The organism is Selenomonas ruminantium AC2024, assembly GCF_000687995.1.
GTDB lineage: Bacteria > Bacillota > Negativicutes > Selenomonadales > Selenomonadaceae > Selenomonas_A > Selenomonas_A ruminantium_B.
Genome location: NZ_JIAC01000001.1, coordinates 1,392,891 through 1,409,312 on the forward strand (window position 1 = coordinate 1,392,891; position 16,422 = coordinate 1,409,312).

Sequence of the window (16,422 nt, forward strand, 5' to 3'; positions counted from 1 at the left end):
CCCCAACGCGATGACGTGGCAGATGGCTCGGCGTTGTCCGAGGGAACTGTTACGGAGAAATGTTTGGGCCAAGAGTCCGGACGATAAGGAGGAAAACAAATTGTCTAAGAACCAAAAGATTAGAATCCGGTTGAAGGCTTATGATCACAAAGCCCTCGATCAGAGCGCAGTAAAGATTGTGGATACTGCAAAGAAGACTGGTGCTATGGTTTCCGGTCCGATTCCACTCCCGACGGAGAAAAATATCTACACGATTTTGCGTTCCCCGCATGTCAATAAGGATTCCCGCGAACAGTTCGAAATGAGAACTCATAAGCGTCTTATCGACATCCTGCAGCCGACGAACAAGACGGTAGATGCGCTGATGCGTCTCGACCTTCCGGCTGGTGTAGACATCGAAATCAAATTATAATCCGAGGAGGTGGAATGAATGTCTAAAGCAATTTTAGGTAGAAAACTGGGCATGACTCAGATCTTCACGGAAGAGGGCAAGGTTGTCCCCGTTACTGTTGTAGAATCTGGCAACAACATCGTTATCCAGAACAAGACGGTTGAAAACGACGGTTACAATGCTGTTCAGCTTGGCTTCGGTGAAGTAAAAGAACATAAGGTAAACAAACCGATGAAGGGCCATTTCGACAAAGCTGGTGTTAAGCCGGTTAAGTTTATCCGCGAAATGCGTCTTCAGGATGCTTCTGAATACAAAGTCGGTGATTCCATCGGCGTTGACATATTTAGCGAAGGCGAATTAGTCGATGTTACTGGTACTTCCAAGGGTAAAGGTTTTGCCGGCGGTATCAAACGTCACAACTTTGCTCGTGGTCCCATGGGCCATGGTTCCAAATCCCATCGTGAACCGGGTTCCACTGGTGCGATGATTTCCGGTCCTGGCGGACGCGTGCTGAAAGGCAAGAAGCTGCCTGGCCGTATGGGTGGCGAACGTGTTACGGTTCAGCGCCTCACGGTTGTCCGTGTAGATGCAGACCGCAACCTGATCCTCATCAAGGGCGCTATTCCGGGCCCGAAGAAGAGCTTCGTTGTGATTAAGAACACCGTTAAACCGGGCAAAAACTAATTGGAAGGAGGAAAACCTAAATTATGGCTACAGTAGCAGTTTATGACATCACCAACAAGCAGGTTGGCGATATCGAACTCAATGACAATATCTTCGGCGTAGAGATGAACGCAGGTCTTCTCCATCAGGCCGTTGTTATGCAGCTCGCAGCACAGCGTCTCGGCACGCATGCTACGAAGACGAGAAGCTTCGTCCGCGGTGGCGGTCGTAAGCCTTGGAAGCAGAAGGGCACCGGCCGTGCTCGTGCTGGTTCCACGCGCAGCCCGCTGTGGGTAGGCGGCGGTACGGTATTTGGTCCGCATCCGCGCAAGTATGCTTTCAGCATGCCCCGCAAGCAGCGTCGTCTGGCTATCAAGTGCGCTCTTTCCGACAAAGTGAAGAATGGCGAACTGGTAGTTCTCGACAGCCTCGAATTCGAAGCTGCCAAGACCAAGCAGGTTGTTAAGATGATGAGCGATTTCTCCGTTGAGAAGAAGGCTCTCCTCATCACTGCTGATGAAGCAGAAAACGTAGAAAAGTCTGCACGCAATATTCCGGGTGTTAAGGCAATCAGCATGATGGGCCTCAATGTTCATGATATCCTGAATCATGACAAGCTGTTCATCACGAAGGATGCCGTTACCCGTATCGAGGAGGTATTCGCATAATGGAAGCACGTGATATCCTGATCCGTCCGCTGATTACGGAAAGAACGACTCAGCTCATGGCTGAAGGCAAATACGTCTTCGTTGTTGCGAAAGCAGCCAACAAGATTGAAATTGCTAAAGCAGTTGCTGAAATCTTCAACGTAAAAGTTGAAAAGGTCAATACGGTTAACGTACTTGGCAAAACGAAGCGCATGGGCCGCAACGTTGGCAAGCGCGCTGATTATAAGAAAGCTATCGTTAAACTCGCTGCAGGCAGCAGCATTGAGCTTTTCGAAGCGTAAACCCTTGCAAGGAGGAAATTTAAGTGGCAGTAAAGAGTTTTAAACCTTACTCTGCAGGTCGCCGTTTCATGACCGTCGCTTCCTTCGACGAAATTACGGCAAGCAAACCTGAAAAATCCCTGACTGAGCGCCTGGTGAAAAAAGGCGGCCGCAACCAGCAGGGCAAACTGACCGTTCGCCATCAGGGCGGCGGCCACAAGCGTCTGTATCGTGTAATCGACTTCAAACGCAACAAGGATGGTATCCCGGCTCGCGTCGCTACCATCGAATATGACCCGAACCGCAGCGCTCGTATCGCTCTCCTCAACTACGTTGATGGTGAAAAGCGTTACATCCTCGCTCCGAACGGTCTGAAAGTCGGCGATAAAGTTGTATCCGGCCCGGATTCCGATATCAAGGTTGGTAATGCCCTGCCTTTGAAGAACATCCCCGTTGGTACGACCATTCATAACGTAGAGCTGAAGATTGGCAAGGGTGCCCAGCTGGTTCGCAGTGCTGGTACTTCCGCTCAGCTCATGGCAAAGGAAGGCGATTACGCACTCCTCCGTATGCCGTCTGGCGAACTTCGCAAGGTGCATATCAACTGCCGTGCTACCATCGGCGAAGTTGGCAACCTGGAGCATGAAAACATTACGATTGGTAAGGCTGGCCGTAACCGTTGGCTGGGCGTTCGTCCGGAGAACCGCGGTACTGCTATGAACCCGAACGACCATCCGCATGGTGGTGGTGAAGGCCGCAGCCCTGTTGGCCGCAAGAACCCTGTTACCAAGTGGGGCAAATGCGCTATGGGTGCCAAGACTCGTCGCAAGAAAGCTTCCGATCGTCTCATCGTCAGAGGCCGCACGAAATAATGATAGAATCGGGCAGGCAGCTTAACGCCGCCTGACGGAAGGAGGATACACTTTGTCAAGATCGATTAAAAAGGGACCTTTCGTTGCAGAAAGCCTCATGAAGAAAATCACGGCTCTCAACGAAGCTAACGATAAAAAAGTTGTAAAGACCTGGTCCAGAAGCTCCACGATTTTCCCGGACTTCGTAGGTCATACGATTGCTGTTCATGATGGCCGCAAGCATGTTCCCGTTTATGTAACGGAAGACATGGTTGGCCACAAACTCGGTGAGTTCGCTCCCACCCGTACCTTCAAGGGTCATGCTGGTGAAGAGCGCAAGACCGGACTCAAGTAATTTTGCGAAAGGAGAATCCTTGTGGAATCTAAAGCAGTAGCTAAGTTCGTTCGCATCACTCCGCGCAAAGTTCGTGTTGTCCTGGATCTCATCCGTGGCAAGAACGTCGCAGAGGCCTTTGCGATTCTGAAATTCACGCCGAAAGCTGGCGCTGTAGTAGTTGAAAAAGTTCTGCGTTCTGCAGTAGCAAACGCTGAGAACAATTATGATATGGACGTTGACAAGCTCGTCATCAAGACGGCTTTCGCTGATGACGGCCCAACGATGAAACGCATCCATCCGCGTTCCCGTGGGCAGGCCTTCAAGATTTTGAAGCGCACGTCCCATGTAACCATCGTCGTAGACGAGAAGAACTAAGAAGGAGGGAAACGGATTGGGTCAGAAAGTAAATCCGCATGGTATTCGTCTTGGCATCGTCAAGACTTGGGATGCTAAGTGGTATGCAGACAAAGATTTTGCAGATAACCTGCATGAAGATATTAAAATCCGCGATTATCTGAAGCAGAGCCTTCAGGCAGCTGGTGTTTCTCGCGTTGAGACGGAGCGTAGCAAGAACCGTCTGAAGATCACGATTCACACGGCTAAACCGGGTATGGTAATCGGTCGCGGTGGTTCCGGTATCGAACAGATCAAAGAAGGTCTGAAGAAGTACACGGAAAAGAAGGTTGACATCAATATCGCTGAAATCAAGCAGCCGGATATGGATGCAACGCTCGTTGCTGAGAACATTGCTCAGCAGCTCGAACGCCGTATTGCTTTCCGCCGTGCTATGAAGCAGGCTGTTGGCCGTACGATGCGTCTGGGCGCCAAGGGTATCAAGGTTGCTCTGAGCGGCCGTCTTGGCGGTGCCGAAATTGCTCGTAAGGAAGCTTATCGTGAAGGCAGCATTCCTCTGCACACGCTTCGCGCTGATATCGACTACGGTACGGCAGAAGCACATACGACTTATGGCCGTATCGGCGTAAAAGTATGGATCTTCAAGGGTGAAGTTCTTCCGGAAAGAAAGCAGCGTCAGGCTGTAGCTGAAGGGAGCGAAGCTTAATGTTATTACCAAAGAGAGTTAAATACCGTAAGCAGTTCCGTGGCCGTATGAAGGGTAAAGCTCATCGCGGCAACACCGTAAGCCATGGTGAATATGGTCTGGTTGCTCTGGAACCTGCTTGGATCACGAACCGCCAGATCGAGGCTGCTCGTATCGCTATGACCCGTTACATCAAACGTGGCGGTCAGGTTTGGATCAAGATTTTCCCGGATAAGCCGGTAACGGCAAAACCGGCTGAAACCCGCATGGGTTCCGGTAAAGGTTCGCCTGAGTACTGGGTAGCAGTAGTTAAGCCGGGCCGCGTTCTGTTCGAAATGGACGGCGTATCCCGTGAAGTTGCTCAGGAAGCTATGCGTCTTGCAGGCCACAAGCTGCCGATCAAGACGAAGTTCGTTGTTAAAGAAGATGTAAAAGCAGAGGGCGGTGAAGTAAATGAAGGTTAATGAAATCCGTGAAATGAGCGCTGATGAGCTTAACCAGAAACTTACTTCGCTCAAAGAGGAACTGTTCAACCTCCGTTTCCAGCTCGCTACTGGCCAGCTCGAGAACCCGATGCGTATCAAAGAAGTAAAGAAGACGATCGCCCGCATTAAGACGATCCAGCGCGAAGCCGAACTGAAGGCCTAATCGCACACTGATATGCAGAAGGAAGGAGGCTCCCTAATGAGCGAAAGAAACGTACGTAAGATTAAAGTCGGCAAAGTAATTTCCGACAAAATGGATAAAACGGTTGTTGTAGCAGTAGAAGAGCTCGAGCAGCACAAGCTCTACAAGAAGCCGGTTAAGAGAACTGTAAAGTTCCATGCTCACGATGAGAAGAACGATGCTCACGTAGGCGATAAGGTATCCCTGATGGAAACCCGCCCGCTGTCCAAGACCAAGCGTTGGAGAGTTGTCGAAGTCATCGAACGCGCTAAATAAGCCAAAATTAAGAAGAAGGAGGTCCAACAATGATCCAACAGCAAACAATCCTGCAGGTTGGCGACAACACTGGTGCAAAAGAAATTATGTGCATCCGCGTTCTCGGTGGTTCTTACCGCAAGTATGCCAACATTGGTGATGTTATCGTAGCTGCAGTTAAATCCGCAGCTCCGGGTGGCACGGTTAAGAAGGGCGATGTCGTTAAGGCAGTTGTCGTTCGCAGCGTGAAAGGCCTGCGTCGTGCAGACGGTTCCTATATCCGTTTCGATGAAAACGCCGCAGTTATCATCAAAGAAGACAAGACTCCGAAAGGTACGCGTATCTTCGGACCGGTAGCTAGAGAACTTCGCGATAAAGACTTCATGAAGATCGTTTCCCTGGCTCCTGAAGTACTTTAATTGTGAGGAGGTGCGATTTTGGCATTCGTTAAGATGAACGTTAAGAAGGGCGATACGGTCGTTGTATTGTCCGGCAAAGATAAAGGCAAGCAGGGCAAGGTTATCACTGCTATGCCCAAGCACGGTAAGGTTGTTGTGGAAGGCGTTAACAAAGTTAAGCGTCACACGAAGCCGAACCAGAAGGCTCCCCAGGGCGGTATCCTGGTAAAGGAAATGCCCATGCACGCTTGCAAAGTTATGCTGGTTTGCCCGGCATGCTCCAAAGCAACCCGCGTTGCTCATAAAGAAGTCAATGGCAAGATGGTTCGCGCCTGCAAGAAGTGCGGCGAAGTTATCGACCAGACGAAATAATTTGGAAAGGAGGAGCATAAGTGGATAGATTACAGGAAAAATATCAGAACGAAGTCTGCAAGGCTATGACCGAAAAGTTCGGTTACAAGAACGTAATGCAGCTTCCGAAAGTTGAAAAGATTATCATCAACATGGGCGTAGGCGAAGCCGTTGGCAACCCCAAGGCTCTGGACTCTGCTGTAGCTGATCTGACGATCATCTCCGGCCAGAAGCCGCTCCTGACCCGTGCAAAGAAATCCCTCGCTGCCTGGAAACTGCGTGAAGGCATGCCCATCGGCTGCAAAGTAACCCTTCGCGGTCAGCGCATGTACCAGTTCCTCGATAAGTTCATGAACGTTGCCCTGCCGCGCGTACGTGACTTCCGCGGTGTAAGCGACAAGGCTTTTGATGGTCGCGGTAACTACGCTATCGGCCTGAAAGAGCAGCTCATCTTCCCGGAGATCGAATACGATAAGATCGACAAGCTCCGTGGTATGAACATTGTTATCGTTACGACGGCACAGACGGATGAAGAAGCCAGAGAGCTCCTGAAACTCATGGGTATGCCGTTCAAAGCATAAGGAGGTAAGGAAACTTGGCTAAGAAAGCTATGGTAGAAAAGTGGAGCAAAGAACCGAAGTTCTCCACTCGCGGTTACAACCGTTGCAAAATTTGCGGCCGTCCGCATGGTTATATGCGTAAGTTCGATATGTGCCGTATCTGCTTCCGTGAGCAGAGCTACAAAGGCGCTATCCCTGGCGTAACCAAAGCCAGCTGGTAAGATTGATTTAAGTAAAAGGAGGATATCGATTCAATGGCAATGACTGATCCTATTGCAGATATGCTGACTCGTTTGCGCAATGCAAACAGTGTATACCACGAAAGTGTTGAAATCCCGGGTTCCAAAATCAAAACGGCTATCGCTGAAGTTTTGAAGGAAGAGGGTTTCATCAAGGACTACACCTTCACTGAAGATGGCAAGCAGGGCGTTATCTCTGTTTCCCTCAAATACGGCCCGAACCGTGAGAAGGTTATTTCCGGTATCAAACGTATTTCCAAGCCTGGCCTGCGTCAGTACGCTAAGAAAAGCGAACTGCCCCGCGTTCTCGGCGGCTTGGGTATCGCCATCATCTCCACTTCCAAGGGCATCATGAGCGACAAGCAGGCTCGTAAAGCTGGCCTTGGCGGCGAAGTTGTTGCATACGTTTGGTAATCGAAAAGTAGTCAGGAGGTGTACAGATGTCAAGAATTGGTAATGCACCGATTGAAATCCCAGCAAACGTAACCGTCACTGTTGGCGATGACAATTTGGTAAGTGTTAAAGGCCCGAAAGGTGAACTTTCCCGCCAGATTAGCTCGGAAATGAAAATAACCGTTGAAGGTAACGTTCTGAAAGTAGAACGTCCCTCCGACGATAAGACCCACAGATCTCTCCATGGTCTTTCCCGTACGCTCATTAACAACATGGTTATCGGCGTAACGGAAGGTTTCTCCAAGAACCTCGAAATCAATGGTGTCGGCTACCGTGCTCAGCTTAAGGGCACCGCGCTGAACCTGTCCCTGGGTTTCTCCCATCCGGTAGTTGTTGAACCGCCGAAGGGCATCAAATTCGAATGCCCCTCTGCTAACGCTATCACGGTTTCTGGTATCGACAAAGAAGTTGTTGGCCAGATTGCCGCTGAAATCCGCAGCTTCCGTGAACCCGAACCGTACAAAGGCAAGGGCATCAAATACGCTGGCGAACATATCCGTCGTAAAGAAGGTAAAGCCGGCGCTAAGGGCAAGAAATAAGGTACTGATTCGAGAAAGGAGTGAATCTCTGTGCTGGTTAAAGCAGATAAAAATAAGGCACGTCAGAAACGTCATCTGCGTGTCCGCAACCATATCGCAGGTACGGCAGCTCGTCCGCGCCTCAACGTATATCGCAGCCTGGCAAACATTTATGCTCAGGTCATTGATGATGAAAAGGGCGTAACGCTCGTTTCCGCAAGCACTCAGGACAAGGGCTTTGAAAACTACGGCGGCAACATCGAAGCAGCTAAGGCTATCGGTGCTGAAGTTGCTAAGCGTGCTCTCGAAAAGGGTATCAGCGAAGTTGTTTTCGACCGTGGCGGTTATGTATACCATGGCCGTGTGGCTGCTCTGGCTGAAGCTGCTCGTGAAGCAGGTCTGAAGTTCTAAATCATCAATACTGAAGGAGGTAAATGAATGGCTAGAAATATGGACAACGAAACTCCAGAGTTCGAGGAGAAAGTTGTATACATAAATCGAGTTGCGAAAGTCGTCAAGGGCGGCCGCCGCTTCTCGTTCAGTGCTCTCGTTGTTGTTGGCAACAAGAAGGGCAAAGTTGGCGTAGGTCTCGGCAAAGCTGCTGAAGTTCCCGAAGCTATCCGCAAAGGCGTTGAAGATGCAAAGAAGAACCTCGTTGAGGTTGCTCTCTTCGATGGCCGTACGATTCCTCATGAGATGCTCGGCATCTTCGGTGCTGGTAAAGTTATGCTGAAGCCGGCTGCCAAAGGTACCGGTGTTATCGCTGGCGGCCCGGCTCGTGCCGTATTGGAACTCGCCGGCATCCATGACATTCTGACCAAGTCCCTGGGTTCTTCCAACCCGAACAACATGGTACGCGCTACGATGGAAGGCCTCAAGGCCCTCAAGCGTGCTGAAACGGTTGCTGAACTCCGTGGCAAGACGGTTCAGGAAATCTTAGGTTAAGGAGGGCGCGAAAATGGCAAAAATTAAAGTAACTCTTAAAAGAAGCCTTATCGGCCGTCCCGAAACGCAGCGCAAGACTGTTCGTTCTCTTGGCCTGCGCAAGATCAACTCTGTTGTTGAACTGCCGGACAACCCGGCTATCCGCGGTCAGCTCCACAAAGTTGAGCATCTGATTACCGTAGAAAAAATCGCAGAATAAGATAAGAACAGGAGGTGCACGCAGATGAAATTACATGAATTACAGCCAGCAGCTGGTTCCCGCAAGGTTCGCAACCGTGTAGGTCGCGGTCTTGGTTCCGGCAATGGTAAGACTTCCGGTAAAGGTATGAAAGGCCAGAACTCCCGCAGCGGCGGCGGCGTTCGCACGGGTTTCGAAGGTGGCCAGATGCCTCTGTACCGTCGTCTCCCGAAGCGCGGCTTCAAGAATATCTGGGCTAAGACCTTCGCTGAAGTGAATGTTGAATCCCTGAACCGCTTCGAAGATGGCACGACGGTTGATCCCGTTGTTCTCGTTGAAGCAGGTATCCTGAAGAACGTTCAGGATGGCATCCGTATTCTCGGCAACGGCGAACTCACGAAGAAGCTGACGGTTCGCGCTAACGGCTTCACGAAGTCCGCTGAAGAGAAAATCACCGCTGCAGGCGGCCAGATCGAGAAGATTGAGGTGAAGTAAGGTGCTTTCAGCCCTTGGCAACGTATGGAAAATTCCGGAGCTTAGGCAGAAAATAACCTTTACTTTGATTATGTTTGCCATCTTCCGGATGGGGACGCATATCCCCGTTCCGGGGGTTGACCCGACAGCGATTGAGCAGTTGTTCGCAAACGGCAACCTCTTTGGTCTGTTAGATCTCTTTTCTGGTGGTGCTTTCAGTAAGTTCTCCATCTTCGCTATGTCCATTACTCCATACATCAATGCGGCGATTATCATTCAGCTGCTGAATGTGGTAATCCCCACACTGGAGCAATGGTCGAAGGAAGGTCAGGAAGGACACAAAAAGACCACCCAGGTTACACGCTACCTCACGGTAGTGTTGGCTTTCCTCCAGGCGATTGGCATGTCCATCGGCCTGAAGGCAGCTATTTTGAATCCAAGTCCCGTCAACATCCTGATTATTGCAATCACGCTGACGGCGGGCACGGTGTTCTTGATGTGGCTCGGTGAGCAGATTACGGCTAACGGCGTTGGTAACGGTATTTCCCTTATCATCTTCGCCGGTATCGTAGCAGCTCTGCCGAAAAACATCGGCACCATTTACCATTACGTCCAGGCTGGAACCATCAGCTACTTCTCCGTGTTTATGTTTGCCCTCATCGCAATCGCTATGGTGGTATTCGTAGTACACGTAGAAAACGGCTTCCGCCGCATTCCCATTTCCTACACGAAAAGGGTTGGTGCCCGTGGCACCTACGGTGGTCATTCCAGCCACATTCCCCTGAAGGTCAATCAGGCGGGCGTAATCCCAATTATCTTTGCGTCATCCGTGCTGATGTTTCCAGTAACCATTGCCCAGTTTATTGAGATTCCCTGGGTAAAGACCGTTGCCAGTTATCTGGAGTGGGGTAAACCGTTACAGACTACATTATATGTAGGCATGATAATCTTCTTTACCTACTTCTATACTGCGGTTACTGTAAAGATATCGGATATGGCAGAGAATCTGAAAAAATACGGTGGTTTCATCCCGGGCATCCGTCCGGGACAGCCAACGGCAGATTATTTAGATCATGTCATGACTCGTATCACGCTTGCTGGCTCGATTTTCCTGGCCTTCATTGCAGTACTGCCGAATATGGTAGCAGCCGCTACTAATATTCAGGGTGTATACTTTGGCGGTACGGCCCTGCTGATTGTCGTGGGCGTTGCCCTCCAGACCATGAAGCAGATTGAAGCCATGATTGTTATGCGCCACTACGAAGGGTTCATGAAATAAAGGAGGCAAAAACATGCATATCCTGTTAATGGGCCCCCCGGGTGCCGGTAAAGGCACGCAGGCGGCTGAACTGGTCAAAGCGTTTGGTGTTCCTCACATCTCCACGGGCGATATGTTCCGTGCAGCTGTGAAGGAAGGTACCGAACTTGGCAAGCAGGCAAAAGCCTGCATGGACGCAGGTAAGCTCGTTCCTGACGAAGTTACCATCGGCATTGTCCGTGAGCGTCTTGCCAAAGATGACTGCAAGAAAGGTTTTATCCTCGATGGTTTCCCCCGTACCGTTGACCAGGCAGATGCCCTCAAAGGTATTTTGGAAGACCTCGGTTTAAGCCTGACGCGTGTCCTGAACATCAATGTTCCGGCAGCTGACCTTATCGAACGCGCTGTGGGCCGCCGCATTTGCAAAAAATGCGGTGCTACCTACCACGTGAAGTTCAACCCGTCCAAGACGGAAGGAACTTGCGATGAGTGCGGCAGCGAACTCTTCCAGCGTGCTGACGATACGGAAGAAACGATGAAGAGTCGTCTCTCCGTATACGAAGACAGCACCCGCCCGCTGATTGATTACTATCAAAAGGCAGGCCTCTACACGGAAGTGGATGGCAGACAGGCGATTGACAAAGTTACCGCAGACCTCATTGCAGTTCTGAAGGGCTGAGTCAAACCGTTGGTGAAATTCACGCAGCGATAGAGATTGTTGTAAGGGCGGCAGGAACTGCCGCCCATTACAATGATTAAAGAATTTTGATTAACAACCTGTTGTTGGGCATGGCATTTAACAAGAAATGCAAAAGCTCCTTAGATGACTTTGGCCCAACCAATTTATACATCTGCAAGAGGAGAAAAACATGTCGAAACAAGATGTTATTGAAGTAGAAGGCAAAGTCCTGGAGGCACTGCCAAATGCAATGTTCCAGGTTGAGCTAGAGAATGGTCATGTTGTACTGGCGCATGTATCCGGCAAGATTCGCATGAACTTCATCCGTATCCTTCCGGGAGACAAAGTCACTATCGAACTCACGCCGTATGACTTAACGCGTGGCCGTATAACCTACCGATTCAAATAAGGTCATCTCCGCTTTTGCTTATAGTTTGCTGTGTTTGTTATCATTTCAAATTTTTTATAAAAAAATTCACTTTGCCACTAGGCAAGGGGGAACAAACATGCTATACTAGCAAAATGAGACTGACAATAAGGAAAAGGGGGCACAACGAAAATGAAGGTAAAACCGTCAGTAAAGCGGATTTGTGAAAAATGCAAAGTCATTAAGCGCAAAGGCCGTGTTATGGTCATCTGCGAAAATCCGAAGCATAAACAGAGACAAGGTTAATTAAGAAATAAGGAGGTGCTTTATTAATGGCACGTATTGCCGGTGTAGATTTACCCCGTGACAAGAGAATTGAAATTGCATTAACGTACATCTTCGGTATTGGTCTGAAGACTTCCAAGGACCTGCTGAAGGAGACTGGTATCAACCCGGATACCCGTACGCGTGACCTCACGGAGGATGAAGTTGTAAAACTTCGTGATGCCATCGATAATAACGTTATGGTAGAAGGTGACCTTCGCCGTGAACGTCAGATGAACATCAAGAGACTCGTTGATATCGGCTGCTACCGTGGTCGTCGCCACCGTCTTGGTCTGCCCGTTCGTGGTCAGAACACCAAGAACAACGCCCGTACCCGTAAAGGCCCGAAAAAGGCCGTAGCAGGCAAGAAGAAATAAAGGAGGGTTAACTGGTGGCAGTTAAGAAAGCAGTCCGCACGAAGAAAAAAGTTCGTAAGAACGTCGAATATGGCGTAGCCCATATCAGTTCTACGTTTAACAATACGATTGTAACGCTTACCGATAAGAGCGGTAATGCACTTTCCTGGGCCAGCGCAGGCGGCCTTGGTTTCCGTGGCTCCCGTAAGAGCACGCCGTTCGCTGCACAGATGGCAGCAGAAACGGCTGCAAAAGCAGCTATGGAACATGGCCTCAAGCAGGTCGAAGTATACGTTAAGGGTCCTGGTGCCGGCCGTGAAGCCGCAATCCGTTCCCTGCAGGCAACTGGCCTCGAAGTAAACATGATCAAAGATGTTACTCCGATTCCGCACAACGGATGCCGTCCGCCGAAGCGTAGAAGAGTTTAATAGGAGGTGCAATTAGAAGTATGGCAATTGATAGAGTACCAGCCCTGAAAAGATGCCGTGCCCTCGGCATTGAACCGGCTGTTATCGGTCGTTCCAAAGAATCCAAGCGTCAGCCGCGCCGCACGAACCGTAAGGTTTCCGAATACGGCATGCAGCTGAAAGAAAAGCAGAAAGCAAAATTCATCTACGGCGTACTGGAAAAGCAGTTCCGTGGATACTACGATAAAGCTAAGAAGATGCAGGGTGTAACTGGTGAAAACCTCCTTGGTCTTCTTGAGCGCCGCCTGGACAACGTTGTATATCGTCTTGGCCTCGCTAACACGCGTCGTCAGGCTCGCCAGCTCGTTCGTCACGGTCACTTCACCGTTAACGGCCAGCGCGTAGACATTCCGTCCGCAATGGTTCATGCTAACGATGTAATCGCAGTTAGCGAAAAGAGCCAGTCCAACGCTTTCTTCAAAGAACTGAAGGAAAGCAGCAATGCCCTGTCCGCTCCGGCATGGCTTCAGGCTGACCAGGCTAACCTCACGGGTACGGTAACGCGTTTCCCGAACCGTGAAGAAATCGATGTTCCTGTTAACGAGCAGGCTATCGTCGAGTTGTACTCCAAATAATGAATATTTGTGCCTGTGTGCATAGTGTTCGATTAGTTATTGAGGAGGTTCATTCCAGATGATAGACATCGAGAAACCGAAAATTGAAATTGTGGAAATCAGCGAAGACAACCGCTACGGCAAGTTCGTTTGCGAACCGCTCGAACGCGGCTACGGCACGACGTTTGGCAACAGCCTCCGCCGTATGCTCCTGTCTTCCCTGGAAGGTTCTGCAATTACCTCCATCCGTATTGATGGAGTGCTCCATGAGTTCTCCACGATTCCGGGTGTCCGGGATGACGTGACCAATATCGTTCTGAACCTGAAGCAGCTCTGCCTCAAGATGCAGGGCAACGAGCCGAAGGTTATCCGCATTGATGTGGAAGGCGAAAAGGAAGTTACGGCTGCCGACATCATCTGTGATGCCGACATTGAGATTCTCAATCCGGACCTCCATATTGCAACGGTTGACGAAACGGGCAAGCTCAAAATTGAGATGACCGTTGCCCGTGGCCGTGGCTACATTCCGGCAGAACGGAACAAAAAGCCGGATGACACGATTGGGGTAATCCCCATCGATTCGATTTTCTCCCCGGTACAGCGTGTAAACTACACCGTGCAGGACACGCGTGTAGGTAACGAAACCGACTATGACAAGCTGATTCTCGAAGTATGGACCGATGGTTCCCTGCGTCCGGAAGAAGCTGTCAGCAAAGCAGCCGGTATCCTCGTGATGCACCTCAAGCTGTTCCAGAGCATGGACGGCCTGCCGGAAGAAATCGAAGAGGAGGAGGCAACCTTCCCCGAAGAGGTAGAGGACGATACTTCCAAAGTTTTGGAAATGACTATCGAAGACCTCGACCTCTCGGTACGTTCCTTCAACTGTCTGAAGCGTGCTAACATCAACACGGTCGCTGACCTTGCTGAAAAGACGGAAGATGACATGATGAAGGTCCGCAACCTCGGCCGCAAATCTCTTGAAGAAGTCAAGAAGAAGCTCGAGGAACTCGGTTTAGCGCTGAGAGTAAACAACGATTGAAAAGAGGGAAATAAATGAGCTACAGAAAATTAGGACGTAACTCCGCAGCCCGCAAGGCGCTGTTCACTAGCATTCTTACTTCCTTCTTCAGATATGGACGCATTGAAACGACGGAAGCAAAGGCAAAAGAGCTCCGCAAGTTCGCTGAGCAGCTCATCACGCTGGCAAAGCGCGGTGACCTGAGCGCTCGTCGCAAGGCAATCGCATCCCTTGCTGATGAAGATGTAGTAAGAAAGCTGTTCGATGAAATCGCAGCAAAATACGCAGACCGTCAGGGCGGTTACACCCGTATCCTGAAACTCGGCGTACGCCGCGGTGACGCAGCTCCGATGGTTATCATCGAGCTCGTGTAATTACATATTACAGCAATCAAAAGTCCTGGCCGAATGGTCAGGACTTTTTTGCTGTATGTGTATTGACTGACAGATTATCTGCTGCCGAATATCACGCCGCCGTGGATTAGCACAGGGGTGCTGTTGCTGGCGATGATGGTGGGGAGTTTTGCCGAGAGTTTACAGGGGGTATCTAAGACATAGGCGGTGACGAGGACGGCATCGTCTTTTATTTTGCGATAGTCTTTGCTGTCCAGTTCGGCTTTGTAGACTTCAAAGCTATGTGGGGCAATGGTGGTGGTGCAGAGTGCCTGTGTGAAGGCCATGCCGTCTGACCATTGCCACATTTTTTTGCCGTTCTTGTCGGTGATAAGAAAGTCGTAGATTTGTCCGTTGCGGTGGTTGATGGTGTAAGGCGTATCGCCGTTGTTGCTGACTTTCAGTTCCAGCAGCAGGCGGCCATGACGTTCCTGCAGGGTCAGTTCTTCCGTAAGCTGCTCCAGCTGCAGAGCGGCATAGGTGTTGCCGATGGTTTTGGTACTGGAGCCGGAGGCCGGGAAGGTGATGCCGATACCCGTACCAAAGCCAGCACTGGCCATGGAGGGGGCGGCGATGAAGAGGGCGCATAAAAGCATCAATAGTTTTTTGAACATAGGAAAGACTCCTTTCGCAGTTGTTATGAATGAAAGGGAATTCTCCAGGCAGCCGTCAGTTTTTCCAGATTCCAGCGGGCGTTGGCCGGGCTGGTGGAAGGCAGCTGATGGAAGTGGATATCGGGGCGGCTCAGCAGGTGCTTGTTGTATTTTTTGAAGCACTGATAGGATTTGCCACCGTTGAAGCAGATGGTATGGATATGGGGATAATGGGCAAGCAGGGCAGTGAAGTCATTGCCCTGTTCATTTTTTATATCGGCATCAAGGCTGCCCTTTCGCTCGCAGACGGCAATGGAATCCCAAAGGGCAATATGATGGCGGCGGAGCATAGCCAGGCGCTCCGAATAGTCAGCTGGTGGTGCCGCTTGTTTCAAAATGCGGGCCATCATGGGCCAGAAGCGATTCTGGGGATGGGCATAATACTGTTGGGCTTCCAGAGAAGCCACGCTGGGCATGGAGCCGAGAATCAGATGGGTACAGTGTTCGTCAATGCTGGGGCGAAAGCCTTGGCATTGAAAAGCGGATACAGACAAGAAAACACCTCCTGTTGGTTTTGCTTCTATCATATCATGTTGAAGCGGACAATGTAATCACTTGCATATTATTTTTTTGCGGGCAGGATTTGCATGGCTTAGCATAGAATTGATAAGAATTAAGTGGGATAATGTGTATTAGAATGTATAGGAGGGAAAAGCATGGCCAGTAAATTTTATCGTTGCAGCCGTTGTGGCAACATTGTGGGTCTGATTCATGAAGGCAAGGGAACGTTGGTATGCTGTGGTCAGGACATGGAGGAACTGACGGCCAACACCAACGATGCGGCACAGGAGAAGCATGTGCCAGTGGCAGAGTTCGATAAGGCCGCAGGTGTGCTCAAAGTCACGGTGGGCTCGGTGGCGCATCCGATGACGCCGGAGCACCTCATTGAGTGGATTCATGTACAGACGAAGAACGGCGGCATGATGCGTCGACTGAGCTCTGAGGACAAACCGGAAGCAGTGTTTAAGATTGCCGATGGGGATGAACCTCTGACCGTGTTTGAATACTGCAATCTCCATGGCTTATGGAAAGCGGATATCTGAATCTGAATAAGATTTGAGCGTGGCCCTGACAGGCTTGAGCAGGCTGTTGGGGCTTTTTTTGCGCC

General features: G+C 50.3%; 33 protein-coding genes. 31 read left to right on the plus strand and 2 right to left on the minus strand.

Going from position 1 to position 16,422, the window contains the following annotated elements:
- The first annotated feature begins 100 nt into the window (after positions 1–100).
- The 30 genes from rpsJ (at position 101) to rplQ (ending at position 14,643) form a co-directional block, all read left to right on the plus strand.
- Positions 101–412, plus strand: a complete 312-nt coding sequence (rpsJ, locus tag P157_RS0106465) for a 30S ribosomal protein S10 (protein ID WP_014423834.1) — start codon at positions 101–103, stop codon at positions 410–412.
- An 18-nt stretch (positions 413–430) separates the two neighbouring features.
- Positions 431–1,075: a 50S ribosomal protein L3 gene (gene rplC / locus P157_RS0106470; protein WP_026760279.1), complete on the plus strand. Its 645-nt coding sequence runs from the start codon at positions 431–433 to the stop codon at positions 1,073–1,075.
- 23 nt (positions 1,076–1,098) lie between these two features.
- Complete coding sequence (gene rplD / locus P157_RS0106475) at positions 1,099–1,722, plus strand: 50S ribosomal protein L4 (protein WP_014423836.1); 624 nt, start codon at positions 1,099–1,101, stop codon at positions 1,720–1,722.
- Positions 1,722–2,003 (plus strand): 50S ribosomal protein L23, encoded by a 282-nt coding sequence (gene rplW / locus P157_RS0106480; protein WP_026760280.1) that lies wholly within the window; start codon positions 1,722–1,724, stop codon positions 2,001–2,003. The genes rplD and rplW overlap by 1 nt, the downstream gene beginning before the upstream one ends.
- Positions 2,004–2,026: 23 nt before the next feature.
- Positions 2,027–2,854, plus strand: a complete 828-nt coding sequence (gene rplB, locus P157_RS0106485) for a 50S ribosomal protein L2 (protein ID WP_014423838.1) — start codon at positions 2,027–2,029, stop codon at positions 2,852–2,854.
- A gap of 52 nt (positions 2,855–2,906) precedes the next feature.
- Entirely contained in the window at positions 2,907–3,188 is a 282-nt protein-coding gene (gene rpsS / locus P157_RS0106490) for a 30S ribosomal protein S19 (RefSeq protein ID WP_014423839.1), read from the plus strand.
- A 21-nt stretch (positions 3,189–3,209) separates the two neighbouring features.
- Positions 3,210–3,545, plus strand: a complete 336-nt coding sequence (rplV, locus tag P157_RS0106495) for a 50S ribosomal protein L22 (RefSeq protein WP_014423840.1) — start codon at positions 3,210–3,212, stop codon at positions 3,543–3,545.
- A 16-nt stretch (positions 3,546–3,561) separates the two neighbouring features.
- Positions 3,562–4,230 carry a 30S ribosomal protein S3 gene (gene rpsC / locus P157_RS0106500; protein WP_026760281.1) on the plus strand — a complete coding sequence of 223 codons (669 nt, stop codon included), beginning with the start codon at positions 3,562–3,564 and terminating at the stop codon, positions 4,228–4,230.
- Positions 4,230–4,673, plus strand: coding sequence for a 50S ribosomal protein L16 (gene rplP, locus P157_RS0106505; protein ID WP_014423842.1), 444 nt, complete (start codon positions 4,230–4,232; stop codon positions 4,671–4,673). Before rpsC ends, rplP begins: the two co-directional genes overlap by 1 nt.
- Positions 4,663–4,857, plus strand: coding sequence for a 50S ribosomal protein L29 (gene rpmC, locus P157_RS0106510; RefSeq protein WP_014423843.1), 195 nt, complete (start codon positions 4,663–4,665; stop codon positions 4,855–4,857). The genes rplP and rpmC overlap by 11 nt, the downstream gene beginning before the upstream one ends.
- 36 nt (positions 4,858–4,893) lie before the next feature.
- Positions 4,894–5,151 (plus strand): 30S ribosomal protein S17, encoded by a 258-nt coding sequence (gene rpsQ / locus P157_RS0106515; RefSeq protein ID WP_014423844.1) that lies wholly within the window; start codon positions 4,894–4,896, stop codon positions 5,149–5,151.
- A gap of 29 nt (positions 5,152–5,180) precedes the next feature.
- Positions 5,181–5,549, plus strand: a complete 369-nt coding sequence (gene rplN, locus P157_RS0106520; RefSeq protein ID WP_026760282.1) for a 50S ribosomal protein L14 — start codon at positions 5,181–5,183, stop codon at positions 5,547–5,549.
- Between the two features lie 33 nt (positions 5,550–5,582).
- A complete protein-coding gene (gene rplX, locus P157_RS0106525; RefSeq protein ID WP_173435952.1) occupies positions 5,583–5,900 on the plus strand; it encodes a 50S ribosomal protein L24 in 318 nt (105 codons plus the stop codon).
- A 20-nt stretch (positions 5,901–5,920) separates the two neighbouring features.
- Positions 5,921–6,460: a 50S ribosomal protein L5 gene (gene rplE, locus P157_RS0106530; protein WP_026760283.1), complete on the plus strand. Its 540-nt coding sequence runs from the start codon at positions 5,921–5,923 to the stop codon at positions 6,458–6,460.
- A 14-nt stretch (positions 6,461–6,474) separates the two neighbouring features.
- Positions 6,475–6,660: a type Z 30S ribosomal protein S14 gene (locus P157_RS0106535; protein WP_014423848.1), complete on the plus strand. Its 186-nt coding sequence runs from the start codon at positions 6,475–6,477 to the stop codon at positions 6,658–6,660.
- A 33-nt stretch (positions 6,661–6,693) separates the two neighbouring features.
- A complete protein-coding gene (gene rpsH / locus P157_RS0106540) occupies positions 6,694–7,092 on the plus strand; it encodes a 30S ribosomal protein S8 (protein WP_026760284.1) in 399 nt (132 codons plus the stop codon).
- A gap of 26 nt (positions 7,093–7,118) precedes the next feature.
- Positions 7,119–7,670: a 50S ribosomal protein L6 gene (rplF, locus tag P157_RS0106545; protein WP_026760285.1), complete on the plus strand. Its 552-nt coding sequence runs from the start codon at positions 7,119–7,121 to the stop codon at positions 7,668–7,670.
- A 30-nt stretch (positions 7,671–7,700) separates the two neighbouring features.
- Positions 7,701–8,060: a 50S ribosomal protein L18 gene (gene rplR / locus P157_RS0106550; RefSeq protein ID WP_014423851.1), complete on the plus strand. Its 360-nt coding sequence runs from the start codon at positions 7,701–7,703 to the stop codon at positions 8,058–8,060.
- 27 nt (positions 8,061–8,087) lie between these two features.
- Complete coding sequence (rpsE, locus tag P157_RS0106555) at positions 8,088–8,594, plus strand: 30S ribosomal protein S5 (RefSeq protein WP_026760286.1); 507 nt, start codon at positions 8,088–8,090, stop codon at positions 8,592–8,594.
- Between the two features lie 13 nt (positions 8,595–8,607).
- The gene (gene rpmD / locus P157_RS0106560) at positions 8,608–8,793 is read left to right on the plus strand and encodes a 50S ribosomal protein L30 (RefSeq protein ID WP_026760287.1); all 186 of its coding nucleotides are present in this window, start codon (positions 8,608–8,610) and stop codon (positions 8,791–8,793) included.
- A 24-nt stretch (positions 8,794–8,817) separates the two neighbouring features.
- Entirely contained in the window at positions 8,818–9,267 is a 450-nt protein-coding gene (gene rplO / locus P157_RS0106565) for a 50S ribosomal protein L15 (RefSeq protein ID WP_014423854.1), read from the plus strand.
- A gap of 1 nt (position 9,268) precedes the next feature.
- Complete coding sequence (gene secY, locus P157_RS0106570) at positions 9,269–10,525, plus strand: preprotein translocase subunit SecY (protein ID WP_014423855.1); 1,257 nt, start codon at positions 9,269–9,271, stop codon at positions 10,523–10,525.
- A gap of 13 nt (positions 10,526–10,538) precedes the next feature.
- On the plus strand, positions 10,539–11,183 hold the full coding sequence (locus P157_RS0106575) for an adenylate kinase (RefSeq protein WP_026760288.1): 645 nt from the start codon (positions 10,539–10,541) through the stop codon (positions 11,181–11,183).
- A 190-nt stretch (positions 11,184–11,373) separates the two neighbouring features.
- Positions 11,374–11,592 (plus strand): translation initiation factor IF-1, encoded by a 219-nt coding sequence (gene infA, locus P157_RS0106580; protein ID WP_009645081.1) that lies wholly within the window; start codon positions 11,374–11,376, stop codon positions 11,590–11,592.
- A 150-nt stretch (positions 11,593–11,742) separates the two neighbouring features.
- Positions 11,743–11,856 (plus strand): 50S ribosomal protein L36, encoded by a 114-nt coding sequence (rpmJ, locus tag P157_RS0106585; RefSeq protein ID WP_014423857.1) that lies wholly within the window; start codon positions 11,743–11,745, stop codon positions 11,854–11,856.
- Positions 11,857–11,882: 26 nt separating this feature from the next.
- Entirely contained in the window at positions 11,883–12,251 is a 369-nt protein-coding gene (gene rpsM / locus P157_RS0106590; protein ID WP_026760289.1) for a 30S ribosomal protein S13, read from the plus strand.
- Positions 12,252–12,265: 14 nt separating this feature from the next.
- Positions 12,266–12,658, plus strand: a complete 393-nt coding sequence (rpsK, locus tag P157_RS0106595; RefSeq protein ID WP_014423859.1) for a 30S ribosomal protein S11 — start codon at positions 12,266–12,268, stop codon at positions 12,656–12,658.
- Between the two features lie 20 nt (positions 12,659–12,678).
- A complete protein-coding gene (gene rpsD / locus P157_RS0106600; RefSeq protein ID WP_026760290.1) occupies positions 12,679–13,272 on the plus strand; it encodes a 30S ribosomal protein S4 in 594 nt (197 codons plus the stop codon).
- A gap of 58 nt (positions 13,273–13,330) precedes the next feature.
- On the plus strand, positions 13,331–14,290 hold the full coding sequence (locus P157_RS0106605; RefSeq protein WP_026760291.1) for a DNA-directed RNA polymerase subunit alpha: 960 nt from the start codon (positions 13,331–13,333) through the stop codon (positions 14,288–14,290).
- Positions 14,291–14,304: 14 nt separating this feature from the next.
- Positions 14,305–14,643, plus strand: a complete 339-nt coding sequence (rplQ, locus tag P157_RS0106610) for a 50S ribosomal protein L17 (protein ID WP_014423862.1) — start codon at positions 14,305–14,307, stop codon at positions 14,641–14,643.
- A 74-nt stretch (positions 14,644–14,717) separates the two neighbouring features.
- Here the strand turns inward: rplQ and P157_RS0106615 are convergent, their stop codons facing one another.
- Both P157_RS0106615 and P157_RS0106620 read right to left on the minus strand, forming a co-directional pair.
- Positions 14,718–15,275, minus strand: coding sequence for a BsuPI-related putative proteinase inhibitor (locus tag P157_RS0106615; RefSeq protein ID WP_080695398.1), 558 nt, complete (start codon positions 15,273–15,275; stop codon positions 14,718–14,720).
- 23 nt (positions 15,276–15,298) lie between these two features.
- Entirely contained in the window at positions 15,299–15,808 is a 510-nt protein-coding gene (locus tag P157_RS0106620; RefSeq protein WP_026760293.1) for a DNA-deoxyinosine glycosylase, read from the minus strand.
- A gap of 162 nt (positions 15,809–15,970) precedes the next feature.
- On the opposite strand from P157_RS0106620, the gene P157_RS0106625 reads away from it, so the two are divergent.
- Entirely contained in the window at positions 15,971–16,357 is a 387-nt protein-coding gene (locus tag P157_RS0106625; protein WP_026760294.1) for a desulfoferrodoxin family protein, read from the plus strand.
- Positions 16,358–16,422: the final 65 nt, after the last annotated feature.